A 15845-nucleotide genomic window follows, 5' to 3' on the forward strand; every position below is an offset into this window, starting at 1 on the left:
CCGCCGAGCCCGGCAGCGGCGGACCGCCGGCCGCCATCGAGTGAGCAGGCGACCAGGCGCGGGAGTGACAGTGGTGGAACGGGGGCTCTGTTGCTGCCCCCGTGAGAGCATCCTGGCATGAGTGACCTGACCGAAGCTGTGAAGCTGAGGGCGGCGCGGCCGGACGAAGCCGAGGCGCTCAGCGGGCTGACGATGCGTTCCAAGGCGTATTGGGGCTACGACGAGGAGTTCCTGGCCGGCTGCCGGGATGAGCTTCGGCTTCGGCGTGACGAGGTCGCCGAACGGCGCACGGTGGTCGCCGAACGGGATGGAGCGGTGCTGGGTGTGACCACTTTGGACGGTGATCCACCGGATGGTCGGCTCGGCCTCCTGTTCGTGGAGCCGGACGCCATCGGCCGCGGCGTGGGGCGCGTGCTGTACCGGCATGTGATGCGGGAGGCGGGGCGGCTGGGGTTCACGCAGGTGACGATCGAATCCGACCCCCACGCCGAGGGCTTCTACCTGGCGATGGGGGCACGACGGCACAGCGTCGCCCAGCAGGGGGCGAGCCGTGCCCTGCCGGTGCTTGTGGCGTGGCCGGTGCGTCCGGAACCGTCCTGGTCGGTGGCGTGGAGCGCCGGAGGACCTACGGTCCACGTCGGCAACGTCGCCGAATTCAACGGCCAGTTCGCCGGCGATGTGCGGGGTCCCGACCACTACTCCTGCCTGGCCGCGTTCTGCGGTCCACGGCCCGCGATGCTCGTCCTTCCCCAGCCCGTCGATGACTGGTGGGTCCGGGACCTCGGCGCCGCGCTCGGCTGGGGCGAGGTGGCGGTACACAGCGGGATCGCCGGCGACGGCCGGGTGTCCGAGGCGATCCTCGATCGGCCGGATCTGGTGGGACAGCTCATCTCCCGGGGATCACCCGTACCGTGGGGCCGGACGGCGGCGTTCGAACCGATCGCCCCGTCACCCGAGGGTGTGGTGGAAGCCATCGGCCGGTACGAGTCCAAAAGGCATGCGCACGCGCTGTTCCGCGCGCTGGCTTCCGAGCACCCGGGAATCGTCGTCCCCGCACAACGGCAGGTCGGTTCGCGGCGCGCGCTCGCCCGCGAACTGGGGCCGGGGGCACGGGTGGTGCTGAAGAGGGAGTACGGCGTCGGCGGGTCCGGGACGCTGATCGTGTCCCCCGAGACGGCAGGACTCCGGGCCCTGGCCCGGCGCTGGGCCGACGGCGTACTGGTGGAAGAGTACGTGGCGGGATCGGACTCGTACCGCGATCCCACCTTCGACGCCGTCATCGATTCCGATGGCGAAGTGCACCCGGTCGGCGTCGGGCTGATGGACGTCGACGGAACCGCCTACCGCGGAGTCACCGTCGGTCGCGATGTCCTGCCCGAGGCGCTCACCGACACGGCCGTCGCGTTCGGGGTCGCGGTGGGCCGGGCGTTGGCCCAGGAGCGCTACCGGGGTTGGTACGACGTCGATTTCGTCACCGACCGGTCAGGCCGCCTCGCCCCGGTCGAGATCAACCTGCGGCTCACCGGACCGGCCGTCGCGTTCCACATCCAGGCCGCCCTCGATCGCCTGCGAGGAGGCCACCACTTCGTTCGTACGCTCGACCAGCTACCGCTGGGTGCACGGCTGCCCGCGGGGCCACTGCGTGACCACGTCGCCCGCACAACCCGGAAGTGCCGGGTACTCGGCGCGACCCTGCTGGTCACCATCCCGACCGCGGCATTCGATCCCGTGCCTTACCTGGGCGTGGCGATCGCGGCCCGTAGCAAGCGGATTCTCGAGGAAGCGGAGACCACCGTCCGCGGTGCGAACGCGGCCCTGGCCGAAATGTTCAGCGATCTGCGGGCCGGCCTGCGCGATTCTCGCGGACCGCGAAGGCGACGAGCACGGCCGCGGCGATCATCAAGGTGACGTTGAACCCGTAAACAAGAGCGGCTTGACGGCCCCAGTCGGTCTTCGCGGTGAGCCGGTAGAGGTTGTCCTGCGGCCACCAGGCGATCAGCAGCCACACCACCGACAGGTGGGCGAGCGCGGTCAGCCACGGCGGACGCCCCAGACGGGTCAACCGCCCGCGGCCGGCGAACAGGAAACCGATACCCAAGCCGAAGGACAGACATTCGGCCACGTAGAGCCCGGTGAACAGCCCGGCCCACGGCTGGGGCACCACCGACAGATCCGTGGAGCCAGGCCAGAAAACGTCGGTCATCAGGAACGCCACCACAGCGACGACCACCGCCAGGACCAGCATGACCACCCCCGGCGCCCCGCCGCCGAAATCGGACAGCGGCCGCTTGCCGCCCACCGCCTGTCCCGGCCGCACCGGGAGGGGAAGGCCGGCGCGGTCCACCTCACCGGAACCGGTGCGGGGCAGGGAGTCCACCGGTATCACGGCCTGGGGGATCCGGTTGGACCGCAGCCCGGACGACGACAGGAAGGCCCGGATCTCCGCGGGATCGGTCTGGCCGCTGGTGACCACGTACGCCACGAGCGTGTTCCGTGACCCGGTGTGGATCGTGGTGACCACGCACTCCCGCACCTTCGGATGTCTCCGAAGTTCCGCCTCGACATCGTCATAGCTCATACCGGATCTCTCCAAGCGACGGAAAGGCGTCAACCCACTGGATGTTACGGGGCATCGCTCCGCCACCGCACAAAAATGGCAAGCGCCGCAGGTATCGCGAGTTCGGCTTCGGCGGTCGGTTACGAGCGCGCCGGTACGGGACGCACCGTTCCGACGAACCGCCGGAAGTCGGACGCGACCTCATCGAACCGTCCGGCTGTGCAGGTGAGGACCAGTTCGAGCACCGTGCGCCGGCCGTGGACGTCGTCGACGGGCAGGTAGACCTGGCATTGCACGAGCCGCTCGCCCTCCTGTTTGATGTCCAGCAACTGGGTCAGGCCCGGCGCGGCGCCCTGGCTGAAATCCGCACGTTCCCGAACGCGCACCGACTCCGCGACGCTCTCGACGCGGCTCACCGACTCGTCGGCGATCGTCGCCATCCGCACCGCCGGGTCGCGGATCTCTCCCGCGATCGTCAGGTTGGTGACGAATCCGCCGGGAGGGACCGGCCGCACCGCGACGAACGCGACCCCGGGTGCGCCGACCTCGTCCGGCGGAGCCGCCTGCCAGCCGGCCGGCAGCGCGAATTCGATGCGTACGGGCAGCTCTGTGACCATCGAACCCTGCTCCTGTCGGCAGTCCTCGGTTGACCGGACCAGCACGCAGGCCACCCCCATGCGGCGCCTGGTGCCGGTCCGAGTGTTCGCGCCGGTGCTCAACGGAGGCCGCCGGAACGGCCGCGGTCAGAAGCCGCCACTGTCGCCGCCACCGGACGCACCGCCCATGCCACCACTGGAGTCTCCACCACCCGTTCCCCCGCCGGAGTCACCCGCGCCGGAGCCACCGCCGGAGGAGTCCCCGCTGCCGGAGTCACCGGACGAGGAGTCGCCGCCGACACCGCCGGACCCACTCGTGCCGGAGCCACCGCCGGAGTCACCGGACGAGGAGTCGCCGCCGACACCGCCGGAGTCACCCGTGCCGGAGCCACCGCCGGAGGAGTCCCCGCTGCCGGAGTCACTGGCCGAGGTGTCGCCGCCCACACTGCCGGAATCCCCCGTCCCGGAGTCGCTTGTTCCGCCCGCATCGCCGCTGCCGATTCCCCCTTCGGAGCCGCCGTCGCCGAGACCGCCCGCGGAGTCGGTGCCTGAAGCGTCACCGGCGTCGCCAGGAGTTTCGCTCGCGTTGCTGCCGGTTGCGGAGTCCGAGTTCACCGGGGAGCCGGTCGCCGGTCCGGCGGAGCCGGGTTCGCCCGTGCTTCCCGGAGCGACCCCGGAGGAGTTCGCGTCGTTGTCCGCGGGAGCGGCGACCTCGCCGGCCGCCGGAGCAGGACCGTCGCCGCTCTCGCCGGTCGTCGCGGGAGCCGGCCCGGCGTGCTGGGAGCCGTCGTCCGCAGGCGCCTCGCCCGGAGCCCGACCAGGATCGAGGGCGGGGCCGGTGTGCTCCGCGTCGGACTCCGACGGCGGCGCCTGATTCGGCTGCGCGGCCGCCGGGTCGGGTGGGGACGGCTCCAGCTCGCCGGCCGGGCTCGTCGGCTGCTGGGTGTCCGCCGCGGGCTCCCCCGGCGTCGGGGTGTCGATGGTGTCCGGCACCGCCTTCTGGGTCTTGCCCGGGTTCACCGTGAGGCTGAACCCGACCTTGCCGCCGATGCCTACGGCCACACCGGCGTCGGCGCCGATGGTGAACGAGCCGTCCGGGCCCCAGCCGAGCCGCGCCCTTCCTTCCGCGCCGAGGCCGTACCAGCCCTCGGCCGTGCCACCGACCCGCAGCCCCGCCACGTCGGCGTGTCCGTCGACGCCCGCCTTCGCACCGGCGAACCCCTTCGCGCCGACGTCGACGCCTTCGGGCCCGAGGGTGGCGTTCGCCCCGGCTTCGGCGCCGAGGCCGGCCTTGCCCTTGACACCCACCTCGGCGGGGCCGTAACTCGCCGAGCCCTCGGCGGTCGCCTCGCCGAGGTAGCCACTCGCGCCGATCTTCGCGTTGACGCCGTCCTTCGAGGCGCCCGCGCTCGCGTTGGCCTCTCCCCCCAGGGCCTTGGCGCCGGCCGCACCGGAGACCGCGACACCGCCGATCTCGGTCCCCCGTTCCACGCCCACCTCGGCCGCGGGGCCCACCTTGACGCCGGTGGCCACGGTGGGCAGGTTCGAGCCGTAATCCGTGGTGCCGGCCTGCACCTGCGCCGGCTCGGCGGTCCGCTGGTCGCCGACGGTCGTCAGGGTGCCCACGTCGACCTGGCCGTAGGCCGCAGTCTCCGAGGTCACCTCCGCCAAGGAGGTCGGCGTCGCCCGGACGGTGTCACCCAGCGCGTCGACGGGGTGGGCGTCGTAGGCGTCCCGTGCGGCCAGCTCGGTGGCGTTGTACTGCGTGGCGGTCTCGTTGAACCGCGCGATGGCGGCGTCCTGTTCGGCGACCGTGGTCGCGTTGTGGATGGCGCCGATGTCTTCGCCGAACCGGCCGCGGAAGCCGTTCTTGACGTCCGGGTCGGGCAGGGCGCTCAGCAACGACCCGCTCATCTGCCGGTCGACCGCCTGCATGTCCAGCGAGGCGCGCACGTCCGCGGGTGCGGTCGAGGCGCGCAGGGCCCGCGCCGAGTACCGGCTGACGTAGCCCGCGGGCTGCGCCTTGGAGACCACGTCGCGCATCGCGTCGATCTGCGCCTGCGACAACGGAGGGGCGTCCGTGCCGGGCACCGGCGGCGCCGCTGCGGGTTCGGACGCCCGGGCCGCGTGTTCCACCGGGACGGCCTGCTCGCGTGCGGGAGGTCGGCTCCCGGCCGTCACCTCGTGCTGCTCGCCCGGCGGTTGCGCGGGCGGGCCGATCGGGCTCACGCCCGGGGCCAGGCCGTCGGCCACCTGGATGACCGGGCGGAGGCTCGACGGCGCGCGGGTCTCGTCCGGCCGCTTCGACCGCGAGCCCCGGTTCCCGGCGTCGCTGCCGGGGCGGACGACCTCGGCCGAGCGGGCCGGGTCGTCGGGCGCGAAGTCCTGGGAGTCGGCGACCGTGTCACCGTCGCGGTCCGACACGCCGTAACGGACGTGGATGTTCTCCGCGGTGGTGACCTGTCCGTCGCTGTGCCGGGGCGGGGGGATCCGGAGCACCTTCGCGATGCTGTCGGCGATCGGGTTGGCGATCAGCGACGCGCCCTTGTCGTCGGGCCGGAACGGCTCTTGCCGGTCGCCCTGCGCGGTGAACGCCGGGTCGGGCGTGTAGATCTCGTGGCCCGCGATCGCATCGGCGAGGTCGGCGAGAGAGCCGCACCCGCAGAGCGTCACCGCGCGGTCGATCGCCTTGTTCAGGTCGTAGCCGAACTTCCGCACGCTGGTCAGATCGTCCTCGCCGACCAGGCTCACGGCGTGCGCGTTCTTCGGGTCGGCGGCCAGCGGGTAGGTGGTGACCACGATCTCGGCGTGCGGTGCGCGGGTGGCGATCCCGGCCAGTACCTGGAGCATCCGCGCGACCAGCGTGGGTGCCTGGCCGGGAGGCGACGACTTGGCCTGGTCGAGGTACTCCTCGTCCGACGCGGTCCAGTCCAGCAGCGGGCCGAGTGCCCTGATCTCCTTGTCCAGGGCCGTGTTCGGTCCGCCGGTGGTCCGTTTGGCTTCGGCGAGCACCGTTGCCAGCCGGGCGTCGTCACCGCCGAAGCCGACGATGACCAGCTGGGCGCCCGGGCGGACCTGGTCACGCTGCGGCGGGTTGACGACACTGTTGCCCGGCCCGGTCTGGGCGGCGAAGAAGTCCGCCGTCCGCGCACCGGCCGCGGCGACGAGGTTCGCGTCCACCCGCAGCCCCGGGTCGTCGCTCCGGACGCGGGCCAGCGCCTGCAGGGCCGGCGCGGTCGCGGATCGGTGCCTCGGGTCCGCGGGATCGGCGTAGGTGCCCGAGAGGCCGTCGCCCGCCATGTACGAGTCGCCGACGACGTCCACGGTCACGGACTGCTCGTGGGCGGGCTGGGCGTCCGCGTACGCGGGCGGCACCACGAGACCGGCGCCGAGGAAGACGGCGCCGGTGGTGGCCACCGACAGCAGCCGCGGCAGCCGTGTGCACGCCGGGACGGCACCACGCACCTTGCGTGCCGGGATGAACATCGCTATTCCTCCTGTGTGCCAGGCTCGTTCTCGGTCACGACCGGCCGGCTCTTCGAGCGGTCGCGGGGGGAGGTCGGGTTCCCCTCGATCGTGGCGCGGGCCGTTCGTGCGGTCCATGCCGCACAGGTGCGGCGTGGACCCGGGCGGGATTCGGTGCCAGGCTTGGGACCGGGTGCACACCCAGACGGGAAGACCGAGGTGGCGGCAGTGATGGGTCTGCATCGCCAGGTGCGCGGGATCGTGGCGGCGTCGGTGGTGTTCTTCCGGTTGGCCACCCTGGCCATGGTCGCCCTGAGCGTGGTCGGAGCCGTGCAGATCCACGCCTACACCAGAGTTCCGCTGGCGGCGTCCGTGTACGCGGCGCTGGCCGGGTGGAGCGCGGTGCTGATCACGCTGGTGCTGCGCCGCGACGCCCTTCCCGGCTGGGTGCTGGGCGTCGACGTCGCGGTCACCGCCACCGGCGTGGTCGTGCTGCCGCTGGCGGTGTCCAACCAGCTTTTCGACACGCTGGCCAACCCGTACCTGGAGCCGGTCACGGTCAGCGTCGCGGTGGCCGTCGCGCTGGTCAGCGGTTCCCCTTGGGCCACGGTGGCCGGCTGCGCGGTGCTCGCCGCGGCGAACGTGATCGGGCAGCTGCCGCTGCTGGACCGTGGCGCGGACTTCGCCTCGCTGGTCAACACGATCGGCTGGCAGGTCGGTGCCGCCGTCTGCTGCCTGCTGTTCATCCGGCAGTTGCGGCAGGTGGTCCACCACCTGACCGTCGCGACCCAGCAGGTGATCTCCGCGCGGGAACGGCTCGCCGCCCAGCGCGCGCACACCGAGGAACGCACCCGGCATTTCCGCGAGCAGATCCGCCGGTACCGCGCCCTGCACGACGGCCCGCTGCGGATCTTGACCGCGATCGCGGGCCCCGGCCCCGCCGCCCATCCCGACCCCGTCGTGCGCAGGCAGTGCGCGGTCAACGTCGACGTCCTGCGCGGTGCGGCGCCCGACGACCCCGCGGGCAACCTCACCGACCTGTCCCTGGCCCTGCTGGAGGCGGGCGGTGCCAGTGCCGCACTCGGGTTGCGCGTGGAGTACCACTTCGCCAACTTGCCCGACTCGCTCCCCAACGACGTGGTCGACGCACTGTCCCGGGCCAGCGCGGAGGCACTCAGCAACGTCGCCGCGCACGCGGGAACCACCCGCGCCCGCCTCACCGCGCTGGCCGTCGGAGAGGCGGTGACCGTGGCCGTGGTCGACCAGGGCGCAGGATTCGACCCGGACGCCACCGAATTCGGGTACGGCATCCGCCATTCGATCGTCGAGCGCATGGCCGAGGTCGACGGGAAGGCCACAGTGGACAGTCACGTCGGTGAAGGCACCCGGATCGACCTGCGGTGGCCCGCATGATCCGCATCGCCGTCATCGACAACGACAAGCTCGTCCCCGCGGGCCTGCGGGCCCTGCTCGCCGGCACCACCGACATCGTCATCGTCCACACCGCCACCACGGTCGCCGGCCACCTGGCCGCGCGGCCCGGGACCACCACCGATGTGGTGCTCCTGGACCTGAGGTTGGAGGACGGCAGCGACGCCGCCGCCAACGTCGCCGTCCTGCACGCCACCGGTGCCGCCGTGCTGGTGATCTCCGTGCACGGCGACCGCCGCCACGTCCGCGCCACCATCCGCGCCGGCGCTTCCGGTTACCTCGTGAAGAACGACGACGCCGACAAACTAGCCGAGGCCATCCGCACCGTCCACACCGGACAGCTGGCGCTCACCGCCGAGCTCATGACCCTCATCAACGACGACCCGCCCGAGCTGTCCCCGCAGGAGCTCCAGGTCCTCTACCTCTACGGCACCGGCAGCACCCTCGCCGCCACCGCCCGCCGCCTCGGCATCGCCATTCCCACGGTCCGCTCCTACCTCGACCGCATCCGCGCCAAGTGGGCGGCGACCGACGAGCCGGTGGAGGACATCCGCAGCCTCGTCCACGAGTACCCCCACCCCGACGGCAAGTCCCTGTGGCAGGCTTGAGTTCCCGGCCGGCCGAGTCGGCCCGCCAGTACGCTCCTTCAGCCGAACCGAGCACCACAAAGCCTTCTGCCGCCAACCGGACGGCCGTTCACGACTTGCGGCACCTGCACGACGTCGCCGCGCCGCTCCGGCACCCGCGTCATCGGTTTCGTCATCTTTGGGGGGGTGTCACCGGCCGCGACACCATCACCCGTTTCCTCGAGCACGTCGCGTGCGACGGCCGGGTCGACACGGCACGGATCGGCTACTCCCCGCTGCCACCCAACCTGTCGCAGGAGAGGATGACCTCCAACGTCAGGTTGACCGGCACGCCCGCGAAGTACGACGCGAGGGCGGCCAGCCCGCCCGGCCCTTCGAACAACTCGGCGGCGTCGCGAAGCTGACGGGCAACGGCCACGTCGGCACCGTCGCGCCGTCCACCGGGCCGCCGTCCTCGGCGGGGCGACCGCGTCACTCGAAGAGGAACTCGCCAACGGCGGCCGCGCTGGTCCTGCTGATCGTGATCGTGGCTCCACGACGCGGAGCCACGCAGTCAGCGGTCGCGCGCGGCTCCCACCGCGCAAGCACCCGCCAAGACACCGCCCCGGCAAGGACCTTCAGCACGGCACTCCAGCGCACCCGTGGCGGAATCGACGTGATGACGGCAGTCAGCGCCCGCATACGCGACTCGCCGCTGTGCCGGAACACCAGCATCACCACGGGGAAGACTCCGGCCAGGCAACCCAGCGTGGCCAGACCACACCACAACGCAATTGCGCGCACGATCGAAGATACCATTCTGCGAATATCGGACATGAGCACTTCGACGGGAACTCGACGCGGACGGCGAACGGGTCAAGATGCCGTCAGAGTCAGCCGCCGCGGCGTGAGGAAACCGTGCCACGGGACGCGCGCACTCCCCCGGCCCCGGCAGTGTTCGGTGACATGGTTCCCCGAGCCCAAGGAATTCGATGAGCGACCTCGTCCACGCGCTGCTGCTCATCGGCAGCTTCCTCGCGCTGGCTTTCACACTGCGCGTCGTGGAAAGCCGCAGCGAGCGGAAACCAGGCTCGCGAACTCCGCCGGCCGGCCCGATGGCTTGAGCCGGGTCGGTCACGGCGTCTCCTCCGGGACGAAGCGGTACCCGATGCCCGTTTCGGTGAGCAGGTACCGCGGGTGCGACGGGTCGGGCTCGAGCTTCCGCCGCAACTGTGCCATGCAGACCCGCAGGTAGTGCGCGCGCTCCGGGCCCCACACGGTGGTCAGCAGGTGCCTGGAACTGATCAGCGACTCGGGGTTGCGGACCAGCTGCTCGAGAACGGCCCATTCGGTCCGGGTCAGGTGCACCGTGGCGTCGCCCCGGCGGACGATCTTGGCCGCGACGTCCGCGGTGAACGCGGCGGTCTCGACGACGACGTTCTGCTCTCGTGGTGCGGCGAGCGCCAGCCTGCGCTCGGCGGCGCGCAGGCCCGCGAACAGTTCGTCCATGCCGAAGGGCTTCGTGACGTAGTTGTCGGCGCCGGTGTCGAGGGCCTGGATCTTGTCGGCGGACTCGTGCCGGGCGGACAGCACGATGATCGGCATCGCGCTCCGGCTCCCCGGTTCGCGGATCACCTCGATGCCGTCGATGTCGGGCAGCCCGAGGTCGAGCAGGACCAGGTCCGGCCGCGCGGACGCGGCCGGGATGACGTCGTAGCCGCGGGCGGTGAGGTTGATCCGCAGGGCGCGCACGAGCGCGGACGTCATCGCGCCACCGCCGGCAGGGACACGACGACGGTCGGCCCGCCACCCGGGTGTCCTCGGCGCGGACGGTCCCGTCCATCGCCTCGACGAATCCCTTCGCGACCGACTGGCCCAGGCCGGCGCCGGTGGTGTGTTGCGGTCGCCGAGCCGCTGGAACGGCGCGAACGCCGATTCGGCGCTCCCCTTCGGCAGTCCGCGGCCGCGGTCGACGACGCGCAGTTCGACCCGGCCCCCGTAGGCGCTGGCGCGCACGGCGACCTCGCCGCCGCCGTGGCGCACCGCGTTGTCGATCACGGTGGCGATGGCGCGTTCCAGCAGCCCGGCGTCGGCCGTGACCGCGGACAACCGGGCGTCGACGTCGGCCACGACCTTCCCGCCGCCGTCCACCGCGGCGAGCGCGGTCGAGACGACTTCGTCGTAGCCGGCCGGGCGCAGGATCGGCCGCACCGCGCCGGTGGCCGGCCGGGAGGAGTCGAGCAGGTTGTCGACGAGACCGGCGAGCCGGTCGGCCGACTCTTCGCCGGCGGCGAGCAGCTCTTCGACGTCTTCGTCCGACAGGTCGATGTCGTGGGCGCGCAGTCCGCCGTAGACGGCTTTGATCGAGGTCAGTGGCGTGCGCAGGTCGTGCCCGACGGCCGAGAGCAAGGCCGTGCGCAGCTCGGTGGTCTCCGCACGGCGTTGCGCTTCCTGCGTCTGACGGTCATCCGCTGCTGCCGCAGGGCCAGCAGGGCCTGCCCTGCCGTGGCTTCGAGGACCCGCTGGTCGTGCCCCGTTCGACCGGGGGCCGGCTACCCGTTGAGGTAGCGCTCGTACACCGCGACCCAAACGTCCAAATCGGACAATTCCGCGACGAGTCGCTGTCCGGTGGCGGTGAGGGACAGCACCACCCCGCGGCCGGATTTCCCGTCCCACGTACCCGGTTCCGACCGCCGGACGGCTCCCTCGGCCGCCAGCACCCGCACCGCGGGATCCAGGACGCGGCGCGGGAAGGTGTGGCGGAGTTCGGCGTACGACCGGCCGCCGGGGGCGAGTGCGTCGAGCAGTTCCGCCGCACCGGGGCAGCAGATCACGCGCGTCAGAACGGCTTCGGTCATGGCAGCTCCCCGGAACGACGTGCCCGGGCACCGTAGGCACCCGGCCGAAGCCGGGCGGCACCGTTGACGAGACTCTGACGGTCAGCCGGAGGACGTTTACGCGATCTCTACGCCGGCCGTCGAATCTTGATGCTTTCCCTACGCCGCCCGCCCGGCGCGGGAGGCACGCTCCCTACGTGCCGGCACCCACGTCATCGCTCAAACGGCTGGTCGTCGGCCGGCCGTTCCGCAGCGACACCCTCGGCGAAACGCTGCTGCCCAAGTGGCTCGCCCTCCCGATCTTCGCGAGCGACCCGCTGTCGTCGGTCGCCTACGCGACCCAGGAGATCCTGCTGATCCTGTCGATCGGCGGGCTCGCCTACTTCAGCCTGGCGCCGTGGATCGGCTTGGCGGTCGCCGTGCTGCTCACCGTCGTGGTGATCTCCTACCGCCAGGTGGTGCGCGCCTACCCCAGCGGCGGCGGCTCGTACGAGGTCGCCTCCCGCAACCTCGGGAGCCGCGCGGGCCTGGTGGTCGCCGGCGCGCTGATGGTCGACTACATCATGACCGTCGCCGTGTCCGTCTCCTCCGGCGTGGACAACATCATCTCCGCGGTCCCGCAGCTCAACGACGAGCGGATCCTGCTGGACGTCGGCTTCATCGTCGTGCTCATGGCGATGAACCTGCGCGGCATCCGGGAGTCGGGGCGCACCTTCGCGGCGCCGACCTACCTGTTCATCGCCACCGTCGTGCTGATGATCGTGGTCGGGTTCGCGCGTGTCGTCGCCGGGCACCCGCCGGTCTCCGAAAGCGCCGGCTACGCGGTGCACCCCGAGCAGGTCGGGCTGACCGGCCTCGCGCTGGTGTTCCTGCTGCTGCGGTCGTTCTCCTCCGGGTGCACGGCCCTCACCGGCGTCGAAGCCATCTCGAACGGTGTCCCGGCGTTCCGGAAACCCAAGGCCCTCAACGCCGCCCGCACGATGACCGCCATGGGCGCCGTGGCCGTGGTCATGTTCGGCGGCATCACCGCCCTCGCGCTGATCACCCGGGTGCACATCGCCGAGAACACGTGCGACCTCGCCGGGTTCGCCGGCAACTGCGCGACCGATCCCCAGCGCACGGTCATCAGCCAGATCGGCGCGGCCGTGTTCGGCGGCGACCACGCCGTGCTGTTCTACGTCCTGCAGGCCGCCACGGCCCTCATCCTGATCCTCGCGGCGAACACCGCGTTCAACGGCTTCCCCCTGCTGGCCTCGATCCTGGCGCAGGACCGGTTCCTGCCCCGGCAGCTGCACACCCGCGGCGACCGGCTGGCGTTCTCCAACGGGATCATCGCGCTCTCGGTCGTCGCCGCGATCCTGATCTTCGCCTTCGACGGCTCCACGACCCGGCTCATCCAGCTCTACATCCTCGGCGTGTTCACCTCGTTCACGCTGTGCCAGGCCGGGATGGTCCGGCACTGGAACCGGATCCTCGCCGACACCGCCGACGCCAGGGAACGACGGTCGGCCCACCGTTCCCGGCTGATCAACGCCCTCGGCGCGGTCCTGACCGCGGTCGTGCTCGTCGTCGTGCTGGTCACGAAGTTCACCCACGGCGCCTACCTCGTCGTCATCGCCATCCCGCTGCTGTACGTCTTCATGCGCTCGATCCACCGGCACTACACCCACGTCCGGGAGGAACTCGAACCCGACGACGAGAGCGAGTTGCTGCCCAGCCGGGTCCACGCGATCGTGCTCGTGTCCACTTTGCACAAACCGAGCCAGCGCGCGATCGCGTTCGCCCGCGCGACCCGCCCCGACTCCCTGACGGCCATCACGGTCAACGTCGACGACACCGACACCCGGGAATTGCGGCGCGCGTGGGAACGACGGGGGATGAAGATCCCGCTCAAGGTCATCGAATCCCCGTACCGCGAGATCACCCGCCCGGTCGTGCAGTACGTCAAGAACCTGCGGCGCAACAGCCCACGGGACGTCGTCTGCATCTACATCCCCGAATACGTCGTCGGCCGCTGGTGGGAGAACGTGCTCCACAACCAGAGCTCGCTGCGGCTGAAGGGGCGTCTCCTGTTCGAACCCGGCGTCATGGTCACGAGCGTTCCCTGGCAGCTGCACTCGACCAGCCGCCGCGACCTCCAGCGCGTCCGCCCGCTCCCCGGCGACATCCGCCGCGGTGTCACCACCCAGCGCCGCTAGCCGCCGCGGCCGAGGAGGACCTCGCCACGATCAGCCTGGTCCGAACGCCAGAAGCGCGGCCCGGATCCGCTGACGAAGCGCTCACTTACACTGGGAACGATCGAGGTGGGCTGCCGAGCCCGTCGCCCGTGGGTGCCGCGTCTGAGAGGATCTCCCGATGACGATGTCCCTGTCGGCCGAACTGTGGCCCGACGTGCAGCCCGAGACCGCGCGCCGGCTGATGCTGGCCGGGGTCGAGGCGTTCGCCAAGCGCGGGTACCACGCCACGACGACCCGGGACATCGCCGGCGCCGCCGGGATGAGCCCGGCCGCGCTCTACGTGCACTTCCCGTCCAAGGCCGCGCTGCTGTTCGCGATCAGCCGGTACGGCCACGAGCAGACCCTCGCCCTGGTCGAGAACGTCGTCGCCAAGGTGTCCGACCCGGTCGAGCGGATCCGGCTGATCGTCGAGGACTTCGTCGCCTGGCACGCGCGGCGCCACACCGTGGCCCGGGTCGTGCAGTACGAGCTGCAGGCGCTGCCCGACGAGGAGTTCGAGGTGGTCGCCGAGCTGCGGCGCCGGATCGAGCGGATCGTGCGCGAGGTGATCGCCGAAGGGGCCGGGGCGGGCGCCTTCACCGTGTCCGACCCGCACGTCGCGGCCCGCGCGGTGCTCTCGCTCGGGGTGGACGTCGCCCGCTGGTACAGCGAGCGCGCCCGGCAGACGCCGACCGCGCTCGGCAAGGAGTACGGCGGCCTGGTGCTGCGCATGCTCGGCGTCCAGGAGTCCTGAAGGGCGGCAGGGACTGAGACGCCCGCCACAGACTAAGCGGTCGCTAACCGTTGAGGTGCTGCTGCCAGTCCGCCGGCAGGCGCTCGACCGGGCCCGGCACGGGCTGGCCGTCCGGGTGCGAGTCCGGCTCCCTCAGCGCCGGTCCCTCGCTGGCCGTCTCGGTCTCGAAGTTCCAGAACCAGGACTCCCCCGGCTCGAAGCTCTGGATGTACGGGTGCCCGGTGGCCTTGAAGTGCGCGGTCGCGTGCTGCGACGGCGACGTGTCGCAGCAGCCGACGTGCCCGCACTGCGCGCACCGGCGCAGGTGCACCCACCAGCCACCGGCCGCGTCGCACTCGACGCAGCCCGCACCGCTGGGCGCGACCGACGGATCGATTCCAGGCACCGAGCTCACAGTCACCCTCCGGGTTTCTCACAGCTACCGGCCACCGAGCCTACCCGGCACGGCGGCCGTCAGCCGACGGCGCGCGCGAAGCGTTCCGCGATCACCCGAAGCAGTTCCACGAGGCCCGGCGGCGCCTCTTCGATGACGAAGTCGTGGCCCCACTGCGCCAGGTAGTACGGCACCGCGTCCAGGTTGGCCGTCCCGGTCCGCACGCGGCAGCTGTGCTCGTCGATCGGCTCCACCGTGCCGCTCGTCGGCGGGATCCGGGCGGCCACCACGTCGGCCGACGCCGCCACCCGCACGACGAGCTGGTGCGGGTACGGCGCGCTCGAGATCTGCCGGGAAACGTACGCCGCGAGGTCCTCGGCCGGCGGCTCGCGCGGGGTGAACCGGAAGCCCGCCACCGGCACGCCGGTGATCCGGTCGACGCGGAAGGTGCGCCAGTCCTGCTTGCCGAGGTCGAAGGCGACCAGGTACCAGCGGCGTCCGGTGTGCACCAGCCGCAGCGGCTCGGCCGACCGCTCGGTCGCCGCGCCGGAGCGGTCGCCGTAACCGAAGCGCAGCCGCTCGTGGTCCCGGCAGGCGGCGGCGATCACGGTGAGCACCCCGGCGTCGACCGTCGGGCCGCCGCCGGGCAGCGAGACCGTCGCGGCCTGCAGCGCGCCGACCCGCGGGCGCAGCCGGGCGGGCAGCACCTGTTCGAGCTTCGCCAGGGCGCGCACGGACGTCTCCTCGATGCCGCTGACCGTGCCGCTCGCGGCCGTGCGCAGGCCGACCGCGACCGCGACGGCCTCGTCGTCGTCCAGCAGCAGCGGCGGCAGCGCGGCCCCGGCGCCCAGCCGGTAGCCACCGGCGACGCCCGGCGTCGCGTGCACCGGGTACCCCAGCGAACGCAGCCGTTCGACGTCCCGGCGGATCGTCCGGACGTCCACCTCCAGGCGCGACGCGAGGTCCGAACCCGGCCAGTCCCGCCGGGTCTGCAGCAGCGAGAGCAGCCTCAGCAGTCGCTCCGAAGTGCCGTACATGACACGCAGTGTG

General features: G+C 72.0%; 15 protein-coding genes and 1 pseudogene. 6 read left to right on the top strand and 10 right to left on the bottom strand.

Features of this window, described 5'->3' with window-relative positions; genetic code table 11:
- The first annotated feature begins 192 nt into the window (after positions 1 to 192).
- Positions 193 to 1908, top strand: coding sequence for a GNAT family N-acetyltransferase (locus tag ACGFMK_RS20885; RefSeq protein WP_392765551.1), 1716 nt, complete (start codon positions 193 to 195; stop codon positions 1906 to 1908).
- Here the strand turns inward: ACGFMK_RS20885 and ACGFMK_RS20890 are convergent.
- The 3 genes from ACGFMK_RS20890 to ACGFMK_RS20900 all read right to left on the bottom strand — a co-directional run bounded on the left by ACGFMK_RS20890 (position 1829) and on the right by ACGFMK_RS20900 (position 6639).
- A complete protein-coding gene (locus tag ACGFMK_RS20890) occupies positions 1829 to 2578 on the bottom strand; it encodes a hypothetical protein (RefSeq protein ID WP_392765453.1) in 750 nt (249 codons plus the stop codon). The two genes, ACGFMK_RS20885 and ACGFMK_RS20890, sit on opposite strands and share 80 nt — an antisense overlap.
- A gap of 119 nt (positions 2579 to 2697) precedes the next feature.
- Positions 2698 to 3174 carry a hypothetical protein gene (locus tag ACGFMK_RS20895; RefSeq protein ID WP_392765456.1) on the bottom strand — a complete coding sequence of 159 codons (477 nt, stop codon included), beginning with the start codon at positions 3172 to 3174 and terminating at the stop codon, positions 2698 to 2700.
- A gap of 126 nt (positions 3175 to 3300) precedes the next feature.
- A complete protein-coding gene (locus ACGFMK_RS20900; RefSeq protein WP_392765459.1) occupies positions 3301 to 6639 on the bottom strand; it encodes a hypothetical protein in 3339 nt (1112 codons plus the stop codon).
- Positions 6640 to 6849: 210 nt separating this feature from the next.
- Here ACGFMK_RS20900 and ACGFMK_RS20905 point away from each other — a divergent pair, with 210 nt between their 5' ends.
- Complete coding sequence (locus ACGFMK_RS20905) at positions 6850 to 8031, top strand: sensor histidine kinase (protein WP_392765461.1); 1182 nt, start codon at positions 6850 to 6852, stop codon at positions 8029 to 8031.
- A complete protein-coding gene (locus tag ACGFMK_RS20910; RefSeq protein ID WP_392765464.1) occupies positions 8028 to 8657 on the top strand; it encodes a response regulator in 630 nt (209 codons plus the stop codon). Before ACGFMK_RS20905 ends, ACGFMK_RS20910 begins: the two co-directional genes overlap by 4 nt.
- A 244-nt stretch (positions 8658 to 8901) precedes the next feature.
- Here the strand turns inward: ACGFMK_RS20910 and ACGFMK_RS20915 are convergent, their stop codons facing one another.
- On the bottom strand, positions 8902 to 9054 hold the full coding sequence (locus ACGFMK_RS20915; RefSeq protein WP_392765467.1) for a hypothetical protein: 153 nt from the start codon (positions 9052 to 9054) through the stop codon (positions 8902 to 8904).
- 53 nt (positions 9055 to 9107) lie between these two features.
- A complete protein-coding gene (locus ACGFMK_RS20920) occupies positions 9108 to 9434 on the bottom strand; it encodes a hypothetical protein (protein WP_392765469.1) in 327 nt (108 codons plus the stop codon).
- Between the two features lie 173 nt (positions 9435 to 9607).
- Between ACGFMK_RS20920 and ACGFMK_RS20925 the strand changes: the two genes are divergently transcribed.
- Positions 9608 to 9739: a hypothetical protein gene (locus ACGFMK_RS20925; protein ID WP_392765471.1), complete on the top strand. Its 132-nt coding sequence runs from the start codon at positions 9608 to 9610 to the stop codon at positions 9737 to 9739.
- A gap of 10 nt (positions 9740 to 9749) precedes the next feature.
- Here ACGFMK_RS20925 and ACGFMK_RS20930 read toward each other — a convergent pair whose 3' ends face one another.
- From ACGFMK_RS20930 to ACGFMK_RS20940, 3 genes and pseudogenes are all read right to left on the bottom strand, one after another.
- Positions 9750 to 10382, bottom strand: a complete 633-nt coding sequence (locus ACGFMK_RS20930) for a winged helix-turn-helix domain-containing protein (RefSeq protein ID WP_392765475.1) — start codon at positions 10380 to 10382, stop codon at positions 9750 to 9752.
- Positions 10379 to 11143: pseudogene (locus ACGFMK_RS20935) on the bottom strand (sensor histidine kinase); the annotation flags it as partial. The gene ACGFMK_RS20930 and the pseudogene ACGFMK_RS20935, both read right to left, overlap by 4 nt.
- A gap of 24 nt (positions 11144 to 11167) precedes the next feature.
- A complete protein-coding gene (locus ACGFMK_RS20940) occupies positions 11168 to 11473 on the bottom strand; it encodes a hypothetical protein (protein WP_392765478.1) in 306 nt (101 codons plus the stop codon).
- 176 nt (positions 11474 to 11649) lie between these two features.
- Between ACGFMK_RS20940 and ACGFMK_RS20945 the strand changes: the two genes are divergently transcribed.
- Together ACGFMK_RS20945 and ACGFMK_RS20950 are read left to right on the top strand one after the other, a co-directional pair.
- Positions 11650 to 13650, top strand: a complete 2001-nt coding sequence (locus ACGFMK_RS20945; protein ID WP_392765480.1) for an APC family permease — start codon at positions 11650 to 11652, stop codon at positions 13648 to 13650.
- A gap of 157 nt (positions 13651 to 13807) precedes the next feature.
- Positions 13808 to 14422, top strand: a complete 615-nt coding sequence (locus ACGFMK_RS20950; RefSeq protein WP_392765482.1) for a TetR/AcrR family transcriptional regulator — start codon at positions 13808 to 13810, stop codon at positions 14420 to 14422.
- Positions 14423 to 14465: 43 nt separating this feature from the next.
- Here the strand turns inward: ACGFMK_RS20950 and ACGFMK_RS20955 are convergent, their stop codons facing one another.
- Together ACGFMK_RS20955 and ACGFMK_RS20960 are read right to left on the bottom strand one after the other, a co-directional pair.
- A complete protein-coding gene (locus tag ACGFMK_RS20955; protein ID WP_392765485.1) occupies positions 14466 to 14807 on the bottom strand; it encodes a UBP-type zinc finger domain-containing protein in 342 nt (113 codons plus the stop codon).
- 68 nt (positions 14808 to 14875) lie between these two features.
- Positions 14876 to 15832 (bottom strand): helix-turn-helix transcriptional regulator, encoded by a 957-nt coding sequence (locus ACGFMK_RS20960; RefSeq protein WP_392765489.1) that lies wholly within the window; start codon positions 15830 to 15832, stop codon positions 14876 to 14878.
- Positions 15833 to 15845 lie beyond the last annotated feature (13 nt).

This window comes from Amycolatopsis sp. NPDC049252 (genome assembly GCF_043197175.1).
Lineage (GTDB): Bacteria > Actinomycetota > Actinomycetes > Mycobacteriales > Pseudonocardiaceae > Amycolatopsis.